The sequence below is a fragment of the Afipia sp. GW821-FHT04G03 genome, assembly GCF_059419985.1.
Genome location: NZ_JBWKSV010000005.1, coordinates 106999 through 128384, shown reverse-complemented (window position 1 = coordinate 128384; position 21386 = coordinate 106999). Strand labels below are relative to the sequence as shown.

18 protein-coding genes and 1 tRNA gene are annotated in these 21386 nt (G+C 61.5%); 15 read left to right on the top strand and 4 right to left on the bottom strand.

Annotation, left to right across the window (positions count from 1 at the left end; translation table 11 throughout):
- Positions 1-36: 36 nt before the first annotated feature.
- The 3 genes from AC07UB_RS22225 to AC07UB_RS22215 are packed head-to-tail and all read left to right on the top strand — an operon-like array spanning position 37 to position 2371.
- The gene (locus AC07UB_RS22225) at positions 37-822 is read left to right on the top strand and encodes an SDR family NAD(P)-dependent oxidoreductase (protein WP_492790013.1); all 786 of its coding nucleotides are present in this window, start codon (positions 37-39) and stop codon (positions 820-822) included.
- Positions 822-1559: a histidine phosphatase family protein gene (locus tag AC07UB_RS22220; protein WP_492790012.1), complete on the top strand. Its 738-nt coding sequence runs from the start codon at positions 822-824 to the stop codon at positions 1557-1559. Before AC07UB_RS22225 ends, AC07UB_RS22220 begins: the two co-directional genes overlap by 1 nt.
- 44 nt (positions 1560-1603) lie before the next feature.
- On the top strand, positions 1604-2371 hold the full coding sequence (locus tag AC07UB_RS22215) for an SDR family NAD(P)-dependent oxidoreductase (RefSeq protein WP_492790011.1): 768 nt from the start codon (positions 1604-1606) through the stop codon (positions 2369-2371).
- A 144-nt stretch (positions 2372-2515) separates the two neighbouring features.
- Here AC07UB_RS22215 and AC07UB_RS22210 read toward each other — a convergent pair whose 3' ends face one another.
- From AC07UB_RS22210 to AC07UB_RS22200, 3 genes are all read right to left on the bottom strand, one after another.
- Positions 2516-3733, bottom strand: coding sequence for a serine hydrolase domain-containing protein (locus AC07UB_RS22210; RefSeq protein ID WP_494654933.1), 1218 nt, complete (start codon positions 3731-3733; stop codon positions 2516-2518).
- 132 nt (positions 3734-3865) lie between these two features.
- Entirely contained in the window at positions 3866-5686 is a 1821-nt protein-coding gene (locus tag AC07UB_RS22205; RefSeq protein WP_494654931.1) for a caspase family protein, read from the bottom strand.
- A gap of 193 nt (positions 5687-5879) precedes the next feature.
- On the bottom strand, positions 5880-7547 hold the full coding sequence (locus AC07UB_RS22200) for a sensor histidine kinase (protein WP_494654929.1): 1668 nt from the start codon (positions 7545-7547) through the stop codon (positions 5880-5882).
- A 200-nt stretch (positions 7548-7747) separates the two neighbouring features.
- Between AC07UB_RS22200 and AC07UB_RS22195 the strand changes: the two genes are divergently transcribed.
- A tRNA-Trp gene (locus AC07UB_RS22195) sits at positions 7748-7823 on the top strand.
- 93 nt (positions 7824-7916) lie between these two features.
- Here AC07UB_RS22195 and AC07UB_RS22190 read toward each other — a convergent pair.
- Entirely contained in the window at positions 7917-8174 is a 258-nt protein-coding gene (locus AC07UB_RS22190) for a DUF3551 domain-containing protein (RefSeq protein ID WP_492790006.1), read from the bottom strand.
- 501 nt (positions 8175-8675) lie between these two features.
- Between AC07UB_RS22190 and secE the strand changes: the two genes are divergently transcribed.
- The 11 genes from secE (at position 8676) to rpoB (ending at position 21367) form a co-directional block, all read left to right on the top strand.
- Positions 8676-8870, top strand: coding sequence for a preprotein translocase subunit SecE (gene secE / locus AC07UB_RS22185; RefSeq protein ID WP_492790005.1), 195 nt, complete (start codon positions 8676-8678; stop codon positions 8868-8870).
- A 16-nt stretch (positions 8871-8886) separates the two neighbouring features.
- Positions 8887-9417: a transcription termination/antitermination protein NusG gene (gene nusG, locus AC07UB_RS22180; RefSeq protein ID WP_006021087.1), complete on the top strand. Its 531-nt coding sequence runs from the start codon at positions 8887-8889 to the stop codon at positions 9415-9417.
- Positions 9418-9551: 134 nt separating this feature from the next.
- Positions 9552-9980 carry a 50S ribosomal protein L11 gene (gene rplK, locus AC07UB_RS22175; protein ID WP_492790004.1) on the top strand — a complete coding sequence of 143 codons (429 nt, stop codon included), beginning with the start codon at positions 9552-9554 and terminating at the stop codon, positions 9978-9980.
- Between the two features lie 5 nt (positions 9981-9985).
- Positions 9986-10678 (top strand): 50S ribosomal protein L1, encoded by a 693-nt coding sequence (rplA, locus tag AC07UB_RS22170; RefSeq protein ID WP_492790003.1) that lies wholly within the window; start codon positions 9986-9988, stop codon positions 10676-10678.
- Between the two features lie 88 nt (positions 10679-10766).
- A complete protein-coding gene (locus AC07UB_RS22165; protein WP_492790002.1) occupies positions 10767-11714 on the top strand; it encodes a 2-hydroxyacid dehydrogenase in 948 nt (315 codons plus the stop codon).
- A 192-nt stretch (positions 11715-11906) separates the two neighbouring features.
- On the top strand, positions 11907-12371 hold the full coding sequence (locus tag AC07UB_RS22160; protein WP_492790001.1) for a (2Fe-2S)-binding protein: 465 nt from the start codon (positions 11907-11909) through the stop codon (positions 12369-12371).
- Between the two features lie 3 nt (positions 12372-12374).
- Positions 12375-14567 (top strand): xanthine dehydrogenase family protein molybdopterin-binding subunit, encoded by a 2193-nt coding sequence (locus AC07UB_RS22155; protein ID WP_492790000.1) that lies wholly within the window; start codon positions 12375-12377, stop codon positions 14565-14567.
- On the top strand, positions 14564-15235 hold the full coding sequence (locus AC07UB_RS22150; protein ID WP_492789999.1) for an Isoquinoline 1-oxidoreductase subunit: 672 nt from the start codon (positions 14564-14566) through the stop codon (positions 15233-15235). The genes AC07UB_RS22155 and AC07UB_RS22150 overlap by 4 nt, the downstream gene beginning before the upstream one ends.
- Before the next feature lie 620 nt (positions 15236-15855).
- On the top strand, positions 15856-16374 hold the full coding sequence (rplJ, locus tag AC07UB_RS22145; protein ID WP_492792649.1) for a 50S ribosomal protein L10: 519 nt from the start codon (positions 15856-15858) through the stop codon (positions 16372-16374).
- Between the two features lie 52 nt (positions 16375-16426).
- Positions 16427-16804, top strand: coding sequence for a 50S ribosomal protein L7/L12 (gene rplL / locus AC07UB_RS22140; protein WP_492789998.1), 378 nt, complete (start codon positions 16427-16429; stop codon positions 16802-16804).
- Between the two features lie 432 nt (positions 16805-17236).
- Positions 17237-21367 (top strand): DNA-directed RNA polymerase subunit beta, encoded by a 4131-nt coding sequence (rpoB, locus tag AC07UB_RS22135; RefSeq protein ID WP_492789997.1) that lies wholly within the window; start codon positions 17237-17239, stop codon positions 21365-21367.
- Positions 21368-21386 lie beyond the last annotated feature (19 nt).

Genomic DNA, 21386 nt, shown 5'->3' with positions numbered 1-21386 from the left:
CGCGCATTTTCAATTCCTGAAACTCCGGAGAACGTCATGGGTCGCCTCGAGGGCAAGTCCGTCATCATCACCGGCGCAGGCAGCGGCATCGGCCGCGCGGCATCGCTGATGTTCACGAAGGAAGGCGCGAAGCTGATCGCGGTGGACAAGACCGAGGGCGTGAAGGAAACCGTCGAGCAGGTGCGCAAGGCCGGCGGCACCGCCGAGGCTGTCATCGCGGACGCGGGATCCGAGGCCGATGTGAAGGCCTACATCGCGAAGGCGATCTCAACTTACGGCAAGCTCGATGCGATCTGGGCCAACGCCGGAATCGGCGGCGGGCTGATCCCGCTTGCGGAGCAGACGCCGGAGCATTGGCAGGAAGTCCTGCGTGTCAACCTGATCGGGCCGTTCCTCGCGGTGAAGCATTCGATTCCGCACATGGTGAAGCAGGGGCACGGCGCGATTGTCTGCACGGCATCGGTAGCGGGCCTGAAGGCGAACGCCAGCGGTCATCCCTATGCCGCGAGCAAGGCGGGTGTCATCAGCCTTGTGCAGACCACGGCGTATTCTCTCTCGGGCACCAACGTCCGCATCAACGCGGTTTGCCCCGGACTGATCGAGACCGGTATGACCAAACCGATTTTCGACAACGCCAAGGAGCGCGGCACCGAAGGCAAGATCGGTCAGCTCAATCCGCTCAAGCGTCCGGGCCGGCCGCATGAACTCGCGGCGATGGGGCTGTTCCTCGCCAGCGACGAGGCATCCTATGTCAACGGTCAGGCGTTTCCGGTCGACGGCGGGCTCACCGCGTCGATGCCTTACGCCGGCAAGCCGATCTGATGTCGCAGTCTCCCGCCAAACCATTCGTCGCGCAGCACGCCGTTCCTGCGGGCGTCACGTCGACGCGCTGGTGGTGGGTGCGTCACGCGCCGGTGCGCGAGGACGGTGGCAATATCTATGGCCAGTCCGACATTGGCTGCGATTGCAGCGACAAGGTCGTGTTCGCGGGCGTTGCGAAATTCCTGCCGCGGAATGCCGTCTGGTTTTCCAGCAACCTGAAGCGCACGCATCAAACCGCCGCTGCGATCTGGGCGGCGGGGTTGGCAAAGCCCGATCAAATGCATCAGGACAAGGCCTTCGCCGAGCAGGATCTCGGCGAATGGCAGGGCATGAACCGTGCGGCGTTCTTCGCGGCGCGTCCGGCGTCGATAGCAAGTTACTGGTTCGCGCCCGCCGACGAACGCGCGCCGGGCGGTGAGAGCTTCAACGATCTGTCAGACCGGACGGTGGCCGGTATCGCGCGCATCAACGCCGCTCACGCGGGCAGGGACGTCATCTGCGTGTCGCATGGCGGCCCGATCAAGGCGGCCATCGCGCACGCGCTCGGGCTTGAAGCAGGCGCAGGCTTTGCCTTCACCATCGATAATTGTTCTGTGACGCGGCTGGATTATCTGTCGAGTGAGGGGCACAGCGGCTGGCGCGTGCCGATGATCAACCAGCAGCCGTGGATCGCAAGCCATGCCCACGACGCCATGCATCAGCCGGCCGGGCCGGAAGTCACCAACAAGCTCGGATAATCAATAACGGCGCCACGCCGGAACATCACAGGGGAGAGAAACGCATGACCTTGTTCGACATGACCGGAAAATCGGCAGTCATCACCGGATCGACCAAAGGCATCGGCCGCGCCATTGCGGAGCGCATGGTGGAGCACGGCGCGAAGGTCGTGATTTCGTCGCGCAAGCAGGACCAATGCGATCAGGTCGCGAAAGAGATCAACGACAAGTACGGAAAGGGCAAGGCGATCGCCGTTGCCGCGAATATTTCAAGCAAGGAGAATCTCCAGAACCTTGTCGATGAGAGCACCAGGGCCTACGGCAAGATCGACGTGCTGGTCTGCAACGCGGCGTCGAATCCGTATTACGGACCGCTTGCCGGTATCTCGGACGATCAGTTCAACAAGATTCTCAGCAACAACATCGTCGCCAACAACTGGATCATCAGCATGGTTGTACCGCAGATGATCGAACGCAAGGACGGCTCGATCATCATCGTGTCGTCGATCGGCGGCCTGAAGGGCTCGACCATTCTCGGCGCTTACGCGATCTCGAAGGCGGCCGACATGCAGCTCGCGCGCAATCTCGCCTGCGAGTACGGCCCGCACAATGTGCGCGTGAATTGCATCGCGCCGGGCCTGATCAAGACCGATTTCGCCAAGGCACTGTGGGACAATCCCGACAATCTCAAGGCGTCCACCGCGCGCTCGCCGCTGCTGCGCATCGGCATTCCCGATGAAATCGCAGGCGCGGCGGTGTTCCTGGGTTCGGCCGCGGGCAACTTCATGACCGGCCAGTCGATGGTGATCGACGGCGGCGCAACGATTAGTTGAATCATTGGCGGTCACTTGTCCCGGACGCGGTGCAGCGCGCTTGCGCTGCTCCGCAGAGCCGGGACCGTACGAAAGATTGCTCTTGCAACGGCCCCGGATCAGCGTCGCAACGTTTCACGTTGCGCCGCGTCCGGGGCAAGAAGTTCACTCCACCGCCGCATAGACGAGGCTGCGCACCAGCGTGCGGAAGTATTCGCGCTGGCCTGGTCCCTGCGACAAGAAGATCGCGAACAGGTCTTCCTTCGGATCGATCCAGAAGAACGTGCCCGCCACCCCGCTCCAGAAAAATTGCCCGACCGAGCCCGCATAAGGGGCCAAACCTGCATCGGTGCGGACGGCGAAGCCGAGGCCGAATCCGTGACCGGGCGGAAGCAGGTGGGACTCCACCTTGACGCCTGAAGCGAGATGGTTGGACGCCATCAACGCGAGTGTCGTGCGTCCGATGATGCGATTGCCGTCGAGCGCGCCGCCGTTCAGCAGCATCTGGCAGAAGCGGGCGTAGTCCATCGCGGTCGACACCAGTCCGCCGCCGCCGGATTCCATCTTCGGAATTTCCAGCGGATCGAACAGTGCCACCTTGTCGCCGGTCCAGGGATCGGTGGGGAAAGGCTCTGCGATGCGCGGCTTGTTGCTTTCCGCGGTGTGGAAACCGGTCTCGTTCATCTGGAGCGGGCTAAGAATGCGCTCGCCGAGGAAGGCGCTGAGTGTCTTGCCGGAGACCACCTCGATGACGCGGCCCAGAATATCGGTCGAGCGGCTGTAGTTCCATTCCGCGCCCGGCTGGCACATCAACGGCATGCTGGCGATCAGCTTGGCGTGCTCTTCGCTGGTGATGTCGCGGCGGAAGGTCTTCGCCTTCGCATACATCCGCTGCACCATGCCGGCTCCGGTGATCTCGTAGGAGATGCCCGAAGTGTGGCGCAACAGATCCTGAATCGTGATCGGGCGGAGCGGCAGCGCAAACTCGAGCTGGCCGTTGCGTTCGATACCGACCTTCTGACTGGCGAACTCCGGAATGTACTTCGCGAGCGGATCGTTCAGCAGCAGATAGCCGTCCTCGACCAGCATCATGATGCCGAGTGACACCAGCGGCTTGGTCATCGAGAAGATGCGGAAGATACTGTTCGTCGCCATCGGCGCGCTGTCAGCGGGATTTTGCTTGCCCTGTGCCTCGAACCAGCCGATCTGTCCGCGCCGTGCGACCATCGACACCACGCCGGGCGTCGTGCCCTTGTCGATCTCGCGCTGATAAGCGTCGCGCATCCGCTGCAGGCGAAGCGGGGAAAGCCCGATGCTGTCCGGCTTTGCGGAAGGAAGGGCGGGCGTGGCTTTGGCGGCGGTCGGCGATGCGTGGACGTTCATGGGGTCTCCGGCGTTTCTTGGTGTTCGCCGGCAGGCGCAAGCCTTACTTACCCAGCGGTATGCCGAGATTGGTCCAGAACATCGCAATTGGCCAGTGGCGATAGGGCAACATCGAGAGCGGGAGGGCTGCTCCTAGCCGCAGACTTCGGCGTTGTACATCATCCCTTGATAGCCGGGCCTTCGCTCGATCCGGCAGCCCTTTGCGACTGTCCGGCATCCGCCTTGGCCGCAGATGTATTGACCTCCGCCCGATGACTTCGGCTGTTCTGCGGGTCTGTCAGCCGTTCCTTTTCCGGAATCGCGCTTGGCGACCGGCTTCTTCACCTCTATGCGCTCGCAGGTATTGTCGTCGCCGACCTCGAAGCCCGCCTTGCAGGTGATCTTGACGCAGCGCTCGCCGTCGGCCTTGAAGCCGTGGTCGCAGATCAGCGGGCAGATGCGCGCCGTTTTGCTTTTCACGACATCCAGCGCGTCGAGGCTCGCCACCTTGACGTCGAGCTTGGTGCCGGCGCTCTGGTTGAACAGCGCCATTGATTTCTGCGCAGCCGCATTCCAGTTGCCGTCGACGGCGCCGGTGTTGCAGCCGACGCGGCGCAGCTCGGTTTGCAGCAGGCGAGGGACGTCGGCCACCGCGACGGCCGTCGCCGGTTCCGTTTTAGGCGCTGTTTGGGTTGCCTGATCCGGCGGCGTCAAAGCCGCGAGCGGGCCGACCGTCCTGTCGTCTTTTTTCGTGGCGTCTTTTGTTTTTTGCTCGGCTGCCTTTGCTTCAGCAACCTTGGCTTCAGCAACCTTGGCTTTCTCAGCGGCGATGCGGGCGTCCTCGGCGGCCTTGGCCTGCGCCGCGGCTTTCACCTTCTCCGCTTCAACGACCTTCGTGTCTTCGAGAGCCTTCTTTTTCTCTGCGGCAACGCGCGCCTCCTCGGCGGCCCTGGCTTGCGCCGCAGCCTTGGCCTGCTCGGCGGCCTTGGCACCCTCGATGGCGAGACGCGTCTGTTCGTCCTGCGCCACTCTGGCTTTTTCAGTGGCCTTGAGACGGGCTTCCTCGGCGGTCAGCTTGTTGCGCTGGGCCTGCGCCAGCTTGGCGTAGAAACCGTCGGGATAGGTGGCGATGAAGAAGTCCCATGCCTCGCGCGTGCCGACCCGTTCGGCGAGTTCGTAATCGCGCCGGATCGCGGAATTCGAATCGGTGCTGGCGGCAGGCGCCGTGGCCGTCGCAGGTGCTGCCACGGCCGGCACCAGCGCGACATCGTTGCCGCCGAGCGATCCGTAGACGAAAGGTTCCTGCTTGTTGTTGGTGACTTTCAGAACATCGTCGCGGACGTATCCGAACGCCTTGCGCAGATCGAGGCCGGGGGTCGCGAGATGTTTCACCAGCGCGATGGCGAACGGGCTGTTCTTGCTCTCGCCGTCGGAGGCGGTGAAGCCGGCCTTCGCGGCGAAGGCGATCATGGTGTTCGGGCTTGAAGGCTCGACCTTGGCGAGCCCGCGTCCGATGGCGCGCGCGCCGACAGTGCGTTTCATCGTTTTTGAAAACGGATTGTCGCGGCAGGCATCGAGGATGACGAGGCGCAACTGCTTGGCCGGCTCGACGGCGACCAGAATGCGGTCGAGCGCGAATGTCTCGTCATAGACGTCGGTGTCGCGATCCAGCTGGGCATCGATGGGGATCAGGTAATTATTGCCATCGACCTCGATGCCGTGACCCGCGTAATAGACCACCGCGATGTCGGCATCGCGCGCCTTGTCGGCAAAATCCCGCAGCGCGCGACGCATGGCGATCGCGGACAGATCGTTGCGGGATTCAACGACATCGAATTTGGCATTCTTGAACGTCGCTGCCATGGCCGCGGCATCGTTGGCGGGGTTCGCGAGCCGCGCGACGTTCTGATAGTCCGAATTGCCGATGACCAATGCAACGCGCTTTTCCGCCAGCCCGACAGTCGAACTGAACACCAAAGCGATTGTCCCTAACAGGACTGAATGGATGAAGCGCAAGGCCAATCACCCCGAGTAGCCAAAAAACAAATAAGTCCAGCAATTGGCTATATTTACCAGAAAAACCGCGACTTCTCAACATGTCTTCAGTCGTTGGCCGGGTTTTCTTGCTCAAACCATACGTTTTAGGCGCGCCTGACCTGGCCCGGGTTCAATCCCGCGGCTCGTTTTTTGGCGCCACCAGGCTGATATGGCAGACAACGCCCGACGGCGGATAACGGAAACTGCTGTCGCCGCCCAACTGCCGGCTGAGATTGGCGATCAGCCGCGTGCCGAAGCCTTCTTCCTCAGGCGGGTGGACGACCGGCCCGCCGCTCTCGCTCCATATCAGACTGATGGCCGTGCCCTGTGGCTCGTCGCGCGTCATCCAGCCGATGGTAACGCGGCCGGTCTCGTTCGACAGAGCGCCGTACTTGAGCGCGTTGGTGCAGAGTTCGTGCATGATCATCGCCATCGGCACGGCCGTTGTCGGGGGCAAGTCCACCGGCGGCCCCGAAATCACGACACGATGCCCCCGTTCCTCCTGCAACGGAGCCATCGCGGCTTCGGCCACCTCGGACAGATCGGCGTGCTGCCAGTTCTTCCGGGTCAGCAGATCGTGGCCGCGCACCAGCGCCTGTAGGCGATCATGGAATTGGCGCAGTGCTTCCGGTCCCTGACTGTGACGAAAGCTCAAGGATGCAATGGACTGCACGGTGGCGAGTGTATTCTTGACGCGATGCGCGAGTTCGTGAACCAGAATCTCGCGGCGTTCCTCCGCGGTGGCGCGTTGTTCCTCGCGCATCGCGTTCTCGTCCATCAGCCGGTCGAAGGTCTGTCCGAGAATTCCGATCTCGTCGCTGCGGCCGACGATGCCGGTTCGCGCCGCGTCATGGCCGCGCCGCCACGCTTCCGCGGTCGCCACCATGCGCATCAGCGGCCTGCGGATGATGCCTTCGCCGACGAGCCATGCCAGCAGGAATGCGACCGCGGTTCCCAGCGCGAACAGCGCGAAGCTGTTACGCACGGCGCGGTCGATCGGCCCGAAGGCTTCCTCGCGCGAGATGCCGCTGCTGACATACAGGCCGAATGGTGTGAGGGCAGCCGGCACATAGCCGACAATGCGAGAGATGCCGTCGAGACCGACAATGTCTTCAGCGCCCGCCACGGAGTTGTCGATCCGGCCGAGGCTGTCGCTGAGCTTTGCGCCGATATATTTTTCGCCGAACGGTTCGCGGGAGACCACAATGCCGTTGCGGTCTGCAATCACGATCGTTCCGCCTTGCGGCACGCCGCGCTGCTTCAACCGCCGGCCGAGCCACTCAAGATCGAGACCGGCGGCTACGGCGCCTTCGACCTTGCCGTCGCGGATGATCGGCATCGCCATCGGAATGACGTTCCGGTCCGACACCTTGCTGGCGATAAATGTTCCGATCGCGAACTTTTTCTGATCGATGGCCTGACGGAAGTAATCGCGGTTCGCGAGATTTGGCGATGCCAGACTCGGTTCGCTGAAGCAGCGGATGTTGCCGTCCAGTCCAACGATCAGAATGGATGTCAGCGGCTCGACGTTGGGGCGGACCCGGACGATATAGTCGGTGCAGGCGGTGCTATTGAGCCGGCTGACCTCGTCCGCCTCTGCGACGGCGTGCATCGCGCTCTGGATGCCGCCGAAAATCTGCTCGATCTCGGACACGACGACCTGCGCGTTACGCAATGCATCGGCGCGTACTTCGGCGTAGCGCGCATTCCGGAGGTCGAAAGCGCCATAGCTGACTGCCGCGAGGCCGGGCAGGGACACAACGAGGGTAAGCGCCAGCAGTCGGTGGGTAAGCGACATGCTGCCTATTGCATTGCGAAGCGGCAAACCGATTCTTTCCCCACCCGTTTGAGCTTTGTCGCAGCCTACGCGGCGCGCCGGATGGCGGCAATCGCTGGAGACGGGGTTCCTTGAGAGGAAATTTCTGAGGGAAATCGCCCCTAAAATCGCCAAGACAGGGCGTGACGGAGCGAAAATGGTTCGCTATAGAGGCGGCCTGTAGGAGCGTAGCTCAGTTGGTAGAGCATCGGTCTCCAAAACCGAGGGTCGCAGGTTCGAGCCCTGCCGCTCCTGCCAGTAAAAAATTCACTTACTGGCAGAACGTCTTCTTCTCCCAACCATTTTTGACAGCTGCAAAGCGGTGTTCGCGCGCGACCCTGTGGGTCCGGATCAGTAGCCGCGGCGTCTGGCCGGCTGCGATTGCTGATCGGGCCGCGTGAACTGAAGCCGCCAGTTGGTCGAGCAGGTTCCATTCGAACCCCGCGCCGTCATCTGGCATTGTTCCATCGTCGAGAAATCGCAACGCTCGATGTAAGCGCCCCAGCCTTCGGTCGCCGTCACGCAGTAAGGATACTCCACCGCTTCGGCGCGCGCGCCGAACAGCGTCGCTGTCGCAAGCACGGCCAGTGCAATCATGGATTTTCGCATATGATTCCTCCCGGATCGTTGGGCCATGATTTACCAGAACGGCCAAAGTCCGCTCGAACGAATCCGCGTGATCGAATGCCGCTTCTTTTCGATCGACCACGGAATAAAGAACATGAGCAGGTGAACGAAAACGAGGTCTTGACCGGTTCTTGGCCGGCCCGGGCTACCCGTCCATCCGAAGTGTCCGGCGAGGGCGAAAATCGGAGGTTCGCGGGTTCCGGTGTTGCCGGATTTGGCCTGACAGGCAGGGCCTTTTCCGGCCTTTGGGTCTTTTCCCGTACCTTGACCTGACGCCCGTCCCGCAGTAGATAACGGCACCTGCTGCTGGCCCGTTTTGACGGATATCCGGCGCGGCATTGAAATCCCCGGACAATCGAGCCCGCTTTGCGGCTCATCCTTCAAAAGAGGTTGGGCGCACGAGAGGGCTGTCCGGATTCCTGAAATACCTGAAATCACGCCAGGAAACGACGTTCCCGGCATTATGGATGCGGATCACCGACGATGGCTTTCAGCCCGTTCAAATTCCTGCAGGAAGTGCGCACGGAGACCGCCAAGGTCACCTGGCCGACCCGCCGCGAAACCGTGATCACCACGATCATGGTCTTCATTATGGTCGCGGTGTCCTCGATCTTCTTTTTCGTCGCGGACCAGATCATTCGCGTCCTGGTTACTTTCATTCTTGGCATTCAGGCCTGAGCGCGGAACCGAAACAATGAGCATGCGCTGGTACATCGTTCACGCCTATTCGAACTTCGAAAAGAAGGTCTCCGAATCCATTCGCGAGCAGGCCAAGCAGCGTGGACTTGAAGACCTGTTCGAACAGGTGCTGGTGCCGACCGAGAAGGTCACGGAAGTGCGCCGCGGCCGCAAGATCGACGCTGAGCGCAAGTTCTTCCCGGGCTATGTGCTGGTGAAGATGAACCTCACCGACGAGGCGTTCCATCTCATCAAGAACACGCCCAAGGTGACGGGCTTCCTCGGCGCGGAAAACAAGCCGATGCCGATTTCGGAAGCCGAGGCCATGCGCATCCTGCATCAGGTGCAGGAAGGCGTTGAGCGGCCGAAGGCGTCGGTGTCGTTCGAGATCGGCGAGAACGTTCGCGTGGCCGATGGCCCGTTTGCGTCGTTCTCCGGCGTGGTCGAGGAAATCGACGAGGCGCGCTCGCGCGTGAAGGTCGCGGTGTCGATCTTCGGACGTGCGACGCCGGTCGAACTGGAATTCGGTCAGGTCGAAAAGGTCTGATCGTTTCCGTCCCTGCGATTGCAAGGACGGTGAGAATGCCGTGGGAGGAGACAGCCGGTCGCCAGCCGCCTGTTGAACCGCACCACGGTCCTAAGAAGGTCCGGAATGGTCCGGATCGTTTGAAGGAGTAAAGCATGGCTAAGAAAGTGACCGGATACCTGAAGCTTCAGGTGCCGGCCGGTGCGGCGAACCCGTCGCCACCGATCGGTCCCGCGCTCGGTCAGCGCGGCCTCAACATCATGGAATTCTGCAAGGCGTTCAACGCGCAGACGCAGAAGGAAGAAAAGAACACCCCGATCCCGGTGGTCATCACCATTTATGCGGACCGGTCGTTCACGTTTGAAATGAAGACCCCGCCGATGTCTTACTTTCTCAAGCAGGCGGCGAAGATCCAGTCCGGCTCCAAGCTGCCGGGCCGCGACTCCGCGGGCAAGGTGACCTCTGCGCAAATTCGCGAGATCGCCGAGAAGAAGATGAAGGATCTCAACTGTGACACCGTCGAAGCAGCCATGAAAATGGTTGAGGGCTCTGCCCGTTCGATGGGTCTCCAGGTGGCGGGGTAACGATCATGGCAATTGGCAAGAAGCTCGCGAAGGCTCGCGAGGGCATCGATCGCGAACATCTCTATCCGCTCACCGAAGCGATCAAGATGGTGAAGGAGCGCGTCAGCGCGAAGTTCGACGAGACCATCGAGATTGCGATCAATCTCGGCGTCGATCCGCGTCACGCCGACCAGATGGTCCGTGGCGTCGTCACTCTCCCGAACGGCACCGGCCGCACGTTGCGCGTCGGCGTGTTCGCGCGTGGCGCCAAGGCTGACGAAGCCAAGGCAGCAGGCGCAGACGTTGTCGGTGCTGAAGACCTCGTTGAAAAGGTGCAGGGCGGTACGATCGACTTCGATCGTTGTATCGCAACCCCTGACATGATGCCGCTGGTCGGTCGTCTCGGTAAGGTGCTCGGCCCGCGTGGCATGATGCCGAACCCGAAGATCGGCACCGTCACCATGGACATCGCCAACGCGGTCAAGGGCGCCAAGGGCGGCTCGGTCGAGTTCCGCGTCGAGAAGGCCGGCATCGTGCAGGCCGGCATCGGCAAGGCGTCGTTCTCGGAAGAGAAGCTCGTCGAGAACATCAGGGCACTGGCCGACGCAGTCGTGAAGGCGAAGCCTGCGGGCTCCAAGGGCACCTACGTGCAGCGCATCGCCGTTTCGTCGACGATGGGTCCGGGCGTCAAGGTCGAGCCGGGCAGCCTCAACTCCTGATCGACGCGAGCATATGAATGTTTGAAAGGCGGAGCAGGATCAAACCTGTTCCGCCTTTTTCTTTGGAAGTTCTGCTGGAAGACGAAACATGCCCGAGCAAGTCCTGATCTATTCGCGTTTTCCAAAAGCCCAGATGGTGCGCATCGGCGAGCATTACGAATTGCTCGACGGCATGGGCAAGCCGCCGATCGAAACGTTCACAGCCGAACAGTTGAAACCGATCCGCGCGATGATCACGGCGGGCGGGCAGGTGATCCCGTCGTCGGTGCTCGACACGCTGCCGTCGCTGCGTGCGATCATCTGCTACGGCACCGGCTATGACGGCGTCGATCTGGCGGAAGCCGCACGGCGGAATATCGCCGTCGGCAACAGCCCGGCCGCGAATGCTGCCTCTGTCGCAGATCTGGCCATGACGCTGATGCTGGCCACAACGCGCCGCTTGTTGCCTGCGGACGACTATGTTCGCAGCGGCGGATGGTCGGGTGCGAAGCCGTCGCCGTCGATGCGGCCGGGTCCGGGCATGACCGGGCGCAAGATCGGCGTCTACGGGATGGGCGAAATCGGCCGCAAGATCGCGGCGCGCTGCGCGGCGTTCGAGACCGAGGTGGGCTATTACAGCCGCAGCAGGCACGACGTGCCGTATGCCTATCACGCGTCGCTCGCCGCGCTGGCGGAATGGTCCGACATTCTGATGATTGCGGTTCGCGCGGGAGCCGACACGCAGCATGCCGTCAACGCCGACATTCTGAAGAAGCTCGGTCCGCAAGGGACGGTCGTCAACATTTCACGCGGCTCGGTGATCGACCAGAAGGCGCTGGTGGCTGCGCTTGAGAACAATGTGATCGCCGGCGCGGGTCTCGACGTTTACGAAAAAGAACCGCACGCACCGGACGCGCTGACGAAATTTTCGAATGTCGTGCTGACGCCGCACATCGGAGGACACACGGTCGAGTCGCATGTCGCCATGCAGGATTGCGTGCTAGCCAATCTGGATGCTTTTTTTTCGGGCAAGCCGCTGCGCTATCCGGTGACGTGATACCGAAAAATAAAACTGTCATCATCTATGTCGTGGATGCTGACATATGTAGGAAGCCGCAACGCAGATTGCGAGGCTTCGTTCCTTGCACGCGGAAAAATATTCAGCGCTGCGCTGCACATTAGTTTGATTGCTGCTTAGAACGAGTCGAATGTAGACTCGCCTTCTGACGTCATCAGAAGGAATGCGGCCATGGCGGCCTTTACACTCAAGATCAACGGCGGCGAACATCGTGTGGATGTCGACCCGCAAACACCTCTTCTCTGGGCTATCCGCGACGGCGCGGGATTGATGGGCACCAAGTATGGCTGCGGAGTCGCGCAATGCGGCGCGTGCACCGTGCATGTCGACGGCCAGCCGATGCGATCATGTTCGCTGCCGGTGTCGGCGGTCGGCGCAAGCGAGATCACCACCATCGAAGGCATCAAGAGCCGCGAGGCTCAGGCCGTGCAGAAGGCATGGGTCGCACTCGATGTGCCCCAATGCGGTTATTGCCAGTCCGGCCAGATCATGAGCGCGACGTCGCTGCTCGAACTCAACCCGAAACCGAATGATCGCGACATCGATCTCGCGATGAATGGCAATATCTGCCGCTGCGCCGCTTATGTCCGCATTCGTGCCGCGATCCACGATGCCGCCAAGTCGCTGGAGGGCTGAGCCATGAACGTGCATATCAAAGACACCATCAAGTCTGCGTCCTCGCTCTCGCGGCGGAATCTTCTGAAGGGCGGAGCCGGCCTCGTGCTCGGAGTGTATCTCGCACGGAGCGGCAAGGCATTCGCGCAAGGCGCGCCGGCCGCGGCGCAGGTGAACATCACGCCGAACACCTTTCTGATCATCAAGCCGGACAACACGGTGACGGTGCTCTGCAAGCACATCGAGATGGGGCAGGGTCCGTTCACCGGCATGGCGACGCTCGTGGCCGAGGAACTCGATGCGGACTGGGCGCAGATGCGCGCGGATCACGCGCCATCCAATCCGGTTCTTTACAAGAATTTGGCGTTCGGCGTGCAGGGTACGGGTGGTTCCACAGCGATCGCCAATTCCTACGAACAGATGCGCAAGGTCGGCGCGGCCGCGCGCGAAATGCTGGTGGCTGCGGCGGCCAGCGAATGGAATGTGCCTGCGGCTGAAATCACGGTCGAGAACGGCGTCATCAAGCATCCGTCCGGCAAGGAAGGCCGCTTCGGCGCGTTCGCCGAGAAGGCGAATGCATTGCCGGTGCCAGCCAATCCGAAACTGAAAGACCCGTCGGCGTTCAAGCTGATCGGCAAGGAAGGCGTGGTCAAGCGTCTCGACAGCTTCGAGAAGTCAAACGGGACCGCGGTCTACACGCTCGACATTCACGAACCGGACATGCTGACGGTGCTGATTGCGCGGCCGCCGCGCTTCGGTGCTAAGGTTGTCTCGTTTGACGCGACGGCTGCGAAGGCGGTGCAGGGCGTCGTCGATTTCAAGACCGTACCGAGCGGCGTCGCGGTTTACGCCAAGGGTTTCTGGCCTGCGAAAACGGCGCTCGATCTGCTGAAGATCACATGGGACGACAGCAAAACCGAAAAGCGCGGCACGCAACAAATCCTGGCCGACTTCCGCGCGCTGTCGAAGACGCCCGGCAAGGTGGTCAAGTCGGACGGCGACATGGAGGCCGAGCTTGCGAAGCCCGGCGGACGCGTTATCGAAGCCGAATTCGTGTTTCCATATCTTGCGCATGCGCCGATGGAGCCGCTGAATGCTTTCCTGAAATGGGAAGGCGATACGGTCTATGCGCGCTATGGCAGCCAGTTCCCGACGCCGGATCATGCAGCTATCGCCCAGGTGCTGGGCCTTCCGATGGAAAAGGTGCGGTTGCAGACGATCCTGGCCGGCGGAAGTTTCGGCCGCCGCGCGCAACAGACGACGCATATAGCGATTGAGCTCGCCGAAGTCGCCAAGGCGATCGGTCCCGGCAAGGCCGTCAAGCTGGTCTGGACGCGTGAGGACGACATGCGCGGTGGTTACTATCGTCCGTTCAGCGTGCATCGGATGCGCGGCGCGGTGCGGGACGGCAAGATCGTGGCATGGAGCGACACCATTGTCGGGCAGTCCATCATGAAGGGATCGCCGTTCGAGGCTATGACGATGAAGGACGGCATGGATGCCACGGCCTACGAAGGCTCGAATGAAATCCCTTACGATGTCGCCAACTTCAAATGCGATCTGCATCAGGTCGATGTCGGCGTGCCGGTGCTGTGGTGGCGTTCGGTGGGACATACCCATACCGGCTACGCGGTTGAAGCGTTCGTCGATGAATTGCTGGAGGCTGCCGGAAAGGATCCGGTGGAAGGCCGGCTTGAACTGATGAGCAAGAAGCCGCGTCATGCCGGCGTGCTTCGCGCGGTTGCGGAATTGTCGGACTGGAAGAACGCAAAGCTTGAGCCCGGCCGTGCGCGCGGTGTTGCGGTGGTCGAGAGCTTCGACACGTTCGTCGCTCAGGTGGTCGAACTGTCGATGACCGAAGAAGGTCCGAAGATTCATAAAGTCTGGTGCGCGGTGGACTGCGGCGTCGCCGTCAATCCGGATATCATCCGCGCGCAGATGGAAGGCGGCATCGGCTTCGGTCTCGGTCATATCCTTTATGCCGATGTGCCGATGGAAGAAGGCCGCGTGGTGCCGGGCAACTTCGACAGCTATCGGTCGCTACGGATCAACGAGATGCCGGAGATCGAGGTCACGATCGTCAAGTCGAGTGAGAAGCCGAGCGGTGTCGGCGAGCCGGGTGTGCCGCCGATCGGTCCTGCGGTCGCCAATGCGATGGCCAAACTGGGACAGGTGCGTCCGCGGCAATTGCCGATCGTGCCGGGAGCATCGGCATGAGTGTGATCAGGCAAGGTGCGATGGCGCTCGCGGCAGGCGCAGTCGCCGCGACGTTGCTTGCATTCGCTGGACCCGCATTTCGCGGCGAGGCGGATGCCGCGATGGAGCCCGCGGTCAATCCGGTGACGCTGAAGCCGGTTTCGAGCTTCGACAGCATCAAGAACAAGAACGAGCGTGCCGTTGCGCTGTTCGAGGAAGCCGGCAAGGTGATCATGTCGCCGCGCTGCATGAACTGCCATCCGGCGACCGAGCGCCCGACGCAGACCAACAAGATGACGCCGCATCAGCCGCTGGTGGTGCGCGGCGAGGGCGGCATGGGTGCGGCTGGCGGTCTGGCCTGCAACACCTGCCACCACGAGACGAACTTCGATCCGGCCGGTGTGCCGGGCCATCCGCAATGGCACCTCGCGCCGCTCGAAATGGCGTGGCAGGGCAAGTCGCTCGGGCAGATCTGCGAGCAGATCAAGGATCCGAAGCGCAACGACGGCAAGGACATGGCCGCGCTTGTGAAGCATATGGCCGAGGACAGTCTGGTTGGCTGGGCCTGGTCTCCCGGTGCGAACCGGACGCCAGCACCGGGAACCCAGAAGGAGTTCGGCGAGCTGATCAAGGCATGGGCCGCAGAAGGCGCGGCATGTCCGAAAATTCCAATAAATACAAAGGGTTGAAATAAGTCAGGACGCGGAATACATAAAGGGTCGGCCGAAATCTCTCCTGCGACGACGAGTTTTTGGCCCGGAAAATGCTTTGGGAACTCAGAATCCCCTTGGCAACCCAATCCGGACCCGTTAAACATTCCTTTCCGGGCGTGCTGGCTGTCGCTGGCGCGTCCGTGTTCGTTTTCCGAAAATCAAACCCATAGGAGTTCATTCCTCGTCGATCATTCCGCATGGATTGCTCACAGGAACGGAAACCCTTGTTTTGACTGACGAAAATGAGCCGGGGCTCTCTCAGGTGTCAAAAGCCGGAGAAAGCTCCATCCTGTCCAAGACTGCAGGTGCCTGGCCGAATCCCTTGTGGAAACAGCTTCGCTTAATCTCCTGCACAGACGGGTGAAAACCGGATTTCGTGACCCGTTGCCGATTCGGTAGCGGCTGCGGATTTGGTTCGAACCTCGACACCTCGCTCTAGCGCGCCGCAAGGCGGGTCAGGGTGAGAGGGCAGGCTTCCGAAATGTCGTCGTGCCCGACGTGTTGAGAGATGAATGTCTCGAGGCTTAGCGGGCAGGACGATCGGTGCAACCCGGCGGTTCTGTCTCAAGCGGACCGCCAACCGGAAAGAGCTTGCTGTGGAACGAGCGGCAAAAAAAGAGGCGGTCGACACGCTGAATGGGGTTTTCAAAACCACCAGCGTTGCGGTCGTAGCTCATTATTCCGGCCTGACCGTTGCCCAGATGCAGAACCTGCGTACGCAGATGAAGCAGGCTGGCGCCTCGGTGAAGGTCTCGAAGAATCGTCTCGCCAAAATTGCTCTTGAAGGCACGGATGTTGTTTCCATCGGCTCCCTGTTGAAGGGGCCGACCGTGATCGCGACTTCAAACGATCCGGTTGCAGCACCGAAAGTTGCCGTCGAATTCGCCAAGGCGAACGAAAAGTTCGTCATCCTTGGCGGTGCGATGGGAACGACTGTCCTGAATCCCGACGCTGTGAAGGCGCTTGCCTCGCTGCCGTCGCTTGATGAACTGCGCGCGAAGATCCTCGGCCTCCTTGTGGCGCCGGCGACCAAGATCGCTCAGCTCTCCACCGCGCCTGCTGCGAAGCTGGCCCGCGTGGTTCAGGCCTATGCCTCGAAGAGTGAAGCGGCGTGATGCCATTCTCCATCTCAACTGGTTCGAACTGATACGCTGAAGGAAAGATACAATGGCTGATTTACAGAAGATCGTAGACGACCTCTCGAGCCTCACGGTTCTCGAGGCTGCTGACCTCGCCAAGATGCTTGAAGAAAAGTGGGGCGTTTCGGCTGCTGCCGCTGTTGCGGTTGCTGCGGCTCCGGGCGCTGGCGGCGGCGCTGCCGCTGCTGAAGAGAAGACCGAGTTCTCGGTTGTTCTCGCTTCGGCTGGCGACAAGAAGATCGAAGTCATCAAGGAAGTCCGCGCCATCACCGGCCTGGGCCTCAAGGAAGCCAAGGACCTCGTCGAAGGTGCACCGAAGCCCGTCAAGGACGGCGTTGCCAAGGACGAAGCCGAGAAGATCAAGGCTCAGCTCGAGAAGGCTGGCGCCAAGGTCGAACTCAAGTAAGTCGATATGTTTGGCCGGTCCTTCGGGGCCGGCCGGACACATTAAAGTGTGTCGGTTCGATGATTGACCCCCTCGAATCGCCGCGATTACCGCCCATATAGGCGGAGGCACGAAAGGACGGATCGCCCTTTGAAACCCGGATCGATTTCAAGGCGGGACGTTGGGAGGCGAGAGATTTCGGGCTTTAACAGGCCGTAGAGTTGTTTTGACGGGCAGGGCGCCACCAGCGCCCCGCGCGTCATTTTGCGTCTTGAGATTCGGATCGGGAAGTCCCGCCTCCTGAAACTTGGATGCCGTGATACTTGGCAATCTGTTTGCAGTTTGCCCGGGCGATTTGAAATTCAACCCGGAGGCGGTGCCCATCGCACTCCGGAAGATGCCGCCAGCGGACCCATGTTGGGAAGGCTTGGGCGGCGAAAGTGAGAGGCCACGATGGCGCAGTCGCAGCAGACGTTCACCGGTCGCAAACGCGTTCGCAAGTTCTTCGGACACATCAAGGAAGTCGCAGAGATGCCGAACCTCATCGAGGTTCAAAAGGCGTCCTACGACCAGTTCCTGATGGTCGACGAACCGGCGGGCGGACGGCTGGACGAAGGCTTGCAGGCGGTTTTCCGCTCGGTGTTTCCGATCAACGATTTCTCGGGCACCTCGCAGCTGGAATTCGTCCGCTACGAATTCGAACAGCCGAAGTATGACGTCGACGAGTGCCGCCAGCGCGGCATGACGTTCGCGGCACCGTTGAAGGTGACGCTGCGCCTCATCGTGTTCGATATCGACGAAGAAACCGGCGCCAAGTCCGTCAAGGACATCAAGGAGCAGGACGTCTACATGGGCGACATTCCGCTCATGACGATGAACGGCACCTTCGTGGTCAACGGCACCGAGCGCGTCATCGTCTCGCAGATGCACCGTTCGCCGGGCGTGTTCTTCGATCACGACAAGGGCAAGACCCATTCGTCGGGCAAGCTGCTGTTCGCCGCGCGCGTGATTCCGTATCGCGGCTCGTGGCTCGACATCGAGTTCGATGCCAAGGACATCGTGTTCGCGCGTATCGACCGCCGCCGCAAGATTCCGGTAACGTCGCTGATGTTCGCCCTCGGTCTCGATGGCGAAGAAATCCTGTCCACGTTCTACAAGAAGATTCAGTACAAGCGGATCAAGGAAGGCTGGCGCGTGCCGTTCGTCGCCGACCGTTTCCGCGGCTACTCGACGATCAACGACCTGATCGATGCAGATTCGGGCAAGGTCGTGCTCGAAGCCGGCAAGAAGCTGACCGTGCGCACGGCGCGGCAGCTTCAGGAAAAGGGCCTCAAGGCGCTGCGTCTGTCCGACGATGAACTCATCGGCAACTACCTCGCGGAAGATCTCGTCAACCCGAAGACCGGCGAAATCCACGCCGAGGCCGGCGAGGAGATCACCGAGAAGTCGCTGAAGGCGCTGAACGAGCAGGGCTACAAGGAACTGCCGCTGCTCGACATCGACCACGTCAACATCGGTCCCTACATCCGCAACACGCTGAACGCCGACAAGAACATGACGCGTGAAGACGCGCTGTTCGACATCTATCGCGTGATGCGCCCGGGTGAGCCGCCGACCATCGACTCGGCGCAGACCATGTTCCAGTCGCTGTTCTTCGACTCGGAGCGTTACGACCTGTCGGCCGTCGGTCGCGTGAAGATGAACATGCGTCTCGAACTCGACGCGCCGGACACCATGCGCACGCTGCGCAAGGAAGACATCCTGGCGGTCATCAAGACGCTGGTCGATCTGCGTGACGGCAAGGGCGAGATCGACGACATCGATCACCTCGGCAACCGGCGCGTGCGCTCGGTCGGCGAGTTGATGGAGAACCAGTACCGCATCGGTCTGCTGCGCATGGAGCGCGCGATCAAGGAGCGCATGTCGTCGGTCGATATCGACACCGTCATGCCGCAGGACCTGATCAACGCGAAGCCTGCCGCCGCCGCCGTGCGCGAGTTCTTCGGCTCGTCGCAGCTCTCGCAGTTCATGGACCAGACCAATCCGCTGTCGGAAATCACCCACAAGCGCCGTCTCTCGGCGCTTGGACCGGGCGGTCTGACGCGCGAACGCGCGGGCTTCGAAGTCCGCGACGTGCATCCGACGCATTACGGCCGTATCTGCCCGATCGAGACGCCGGAAGGCCCGAACATCGGTCTGATCAACTCGCTCGCGACCTTCGCGCGGGTGAACAAGTACGGCTTTGTGGAAACGCCTTACCGCAAGGTGAAGGACGGCCGCGTCACCGACGAGGTGGTCTATCTCTCCGCGATGGAAGAGGGCCGTTACCGCGTCGCGCAGGCGAACGTCGCGCTCGACAACAAGGGCCGCTTCACCGACGATCTCGTGGTGTGCCGCCATGCCGGCGACGTGCTCCAGATCACGCCGGACAAGGTCGACTACATGGACGTGTCGCCGAAGCAGCTCGTTTCGGTTGCAGCAGCCCTGATTCCGTTCCTCGAGAACGACGACGCCAACCGCGCTCTGATGGGCTCGAACATGCAGCGTCAGGCCGTGCCTCTGGTGCGCGCCGAAGCGCCGTTCGTCGGCACCGGCATGGAAGGCGTCGTGGCCCGTGACTCGGGCGCTGCGATCGCGGCCCGCCGCACCGGCACGATCGACCAGATCGACGCGACCCGTATCGTTATCCGCGCGACGGAAGATCTCGATCCGACCAAGTCGGGCGTCGATATCTACCGCCTGATGAAGTACCAGCGCTCGAACCAGTCGACCTGCATCAACCAGCGTCCGCTGGTGAAGGTGGGCGATCAGGTGCGCAAGGGCGACATCATTGCCGACGGTCCGTCGACCGATCTCGGCGAACTCGCGCTCGGCCGCAACGTGCTCGTCGCGTTCATGCCGTGGAATGGCTACAACTTCGAAGACTCGATCCTGCTCTCGGAGCGGATCGTGAAGGACGACGTCTTCACCTCGATCCACATCGAGGAATTCGAAGTCATGGCCCGCGACACCAAGCTCGGGCCAGAGGAAATCACACGCGACATTCCGAACGTTTCGGAAGAAGCGCTGAAGAACCTCGACGAAGCCGGCATCGTGTACATCGGCGCGGAAGTTCGCGCCGGCGACATCCTGTGCGGCAAGATCACGCCGAAGGGCGAAAGCCCGATGACGCCGGAAGAAAAGCTTCTGCGCGCCATCTTCGGTGAAAAGGCTTCCGACGTTCGCGATACCTCGCTGCGCGTGCCTCCGGGCGTGCAGGGCACGATCGTGGAAGTCCGCGTGTTCAACCGTCACGGCGTCGACAAGGACGAACGCGCCCTGGCGATCGAACGGGAAGAGATCGAACGTCTTGCCAAGGACCGCGACGACGAACAGGCGATTCTGGACCGCAACGTCTACGGCCGTCTGTCGGACCTGCTTGAAAACCGTCAGGGCATCGCTGGCCCGAAGGGCTTCAAGAAGGACACCAAGATCACCCGTGCGGTGCTCGAGGAGTATCCGAAGTCGCAGTGGTGGCAGTTCGCGTCGCCGAACGACAAGCTGATGGCCGAAATCGAAGCCATGCGGAAGCAGTACGACGAATCGAAGAAGGGCCTTGAACAGCGCTTCCTCGACAAGGTCGAGAAGCTGCAGCGTGGCGATGAATTGCCGCCCGGCGTGATGAAGATGGTCAAGGTCTTCGTCGCGGTGAAGCGCAAGATTCAGCCCGGCGACAAGATGGCCGGACGTCACGGCAACAAGGGCGTGGTGTCGAAGATCGTGCCGATCGAAGACATGCCGTTCCTTGAAGACGGAACGCATGCCGACATCGTGCTCAATCCGCTGGGCGTGCCTTCGCGCATGAACGTCGGCCAGATTCTCGAAACGCATCTTGGCTGGGCCTGTGCAGGCCTCGGCAAGCGGATCGGGCAGGCGGTCGATGCCTACTACAGCGCCGGCAAGTCGGACACCAAGCCGCTCAAGGAGACCTTGAAGAAGGTCTATGGCGACGACGAAGTCATCAAGACGCTCAACGATACCGAGCTGATGGAACTTGGTCGTAACCTGCGCGCGGGCGTGCCGATTGCGACGCCGGTGTTTGACGGTGCCAAGGAGAAGGACATCGAGGACATGCTCGATCTTGCCGGACTGAACAAGTCGGGCCAGTCGACGGTCTACGACGGACGGACGGGCGATCAGTTCGATCGCAACGTGACGGTGGGCTACATCTACATGCTCAAGCTGCACCATCTCGTGGACGACAAGATCCACGCGCGTTCGATCGGTCCTTACTCGCTCGTCACGCAGCAGCCGCTGGGTGGCAAGGCGCAGTTCGGCGGACAGCGTTTCGGCGAAATGGAAGTGTGGGCGCTCGAGGCTTACGGCGCGGCGTACACGCTCCAGGAAATGCTGACCGTGAAGTCGGACGACGTGGCCGGCCGTACCAAGGTGTACGAGGCCATCGTGCGCGGCGACGACACGTTCGAAGCAGGTATCCCGGAATCGTTCAACGTTCTGGTCAAGGAAATGCGTTCGCTCGGCCTCAACGTCGATCTGCACAATTCCAAGATCGCTCCGTCGGCGACATCCGAGGCGGCTGAGTAACCTGAAGATTTCATGCCCG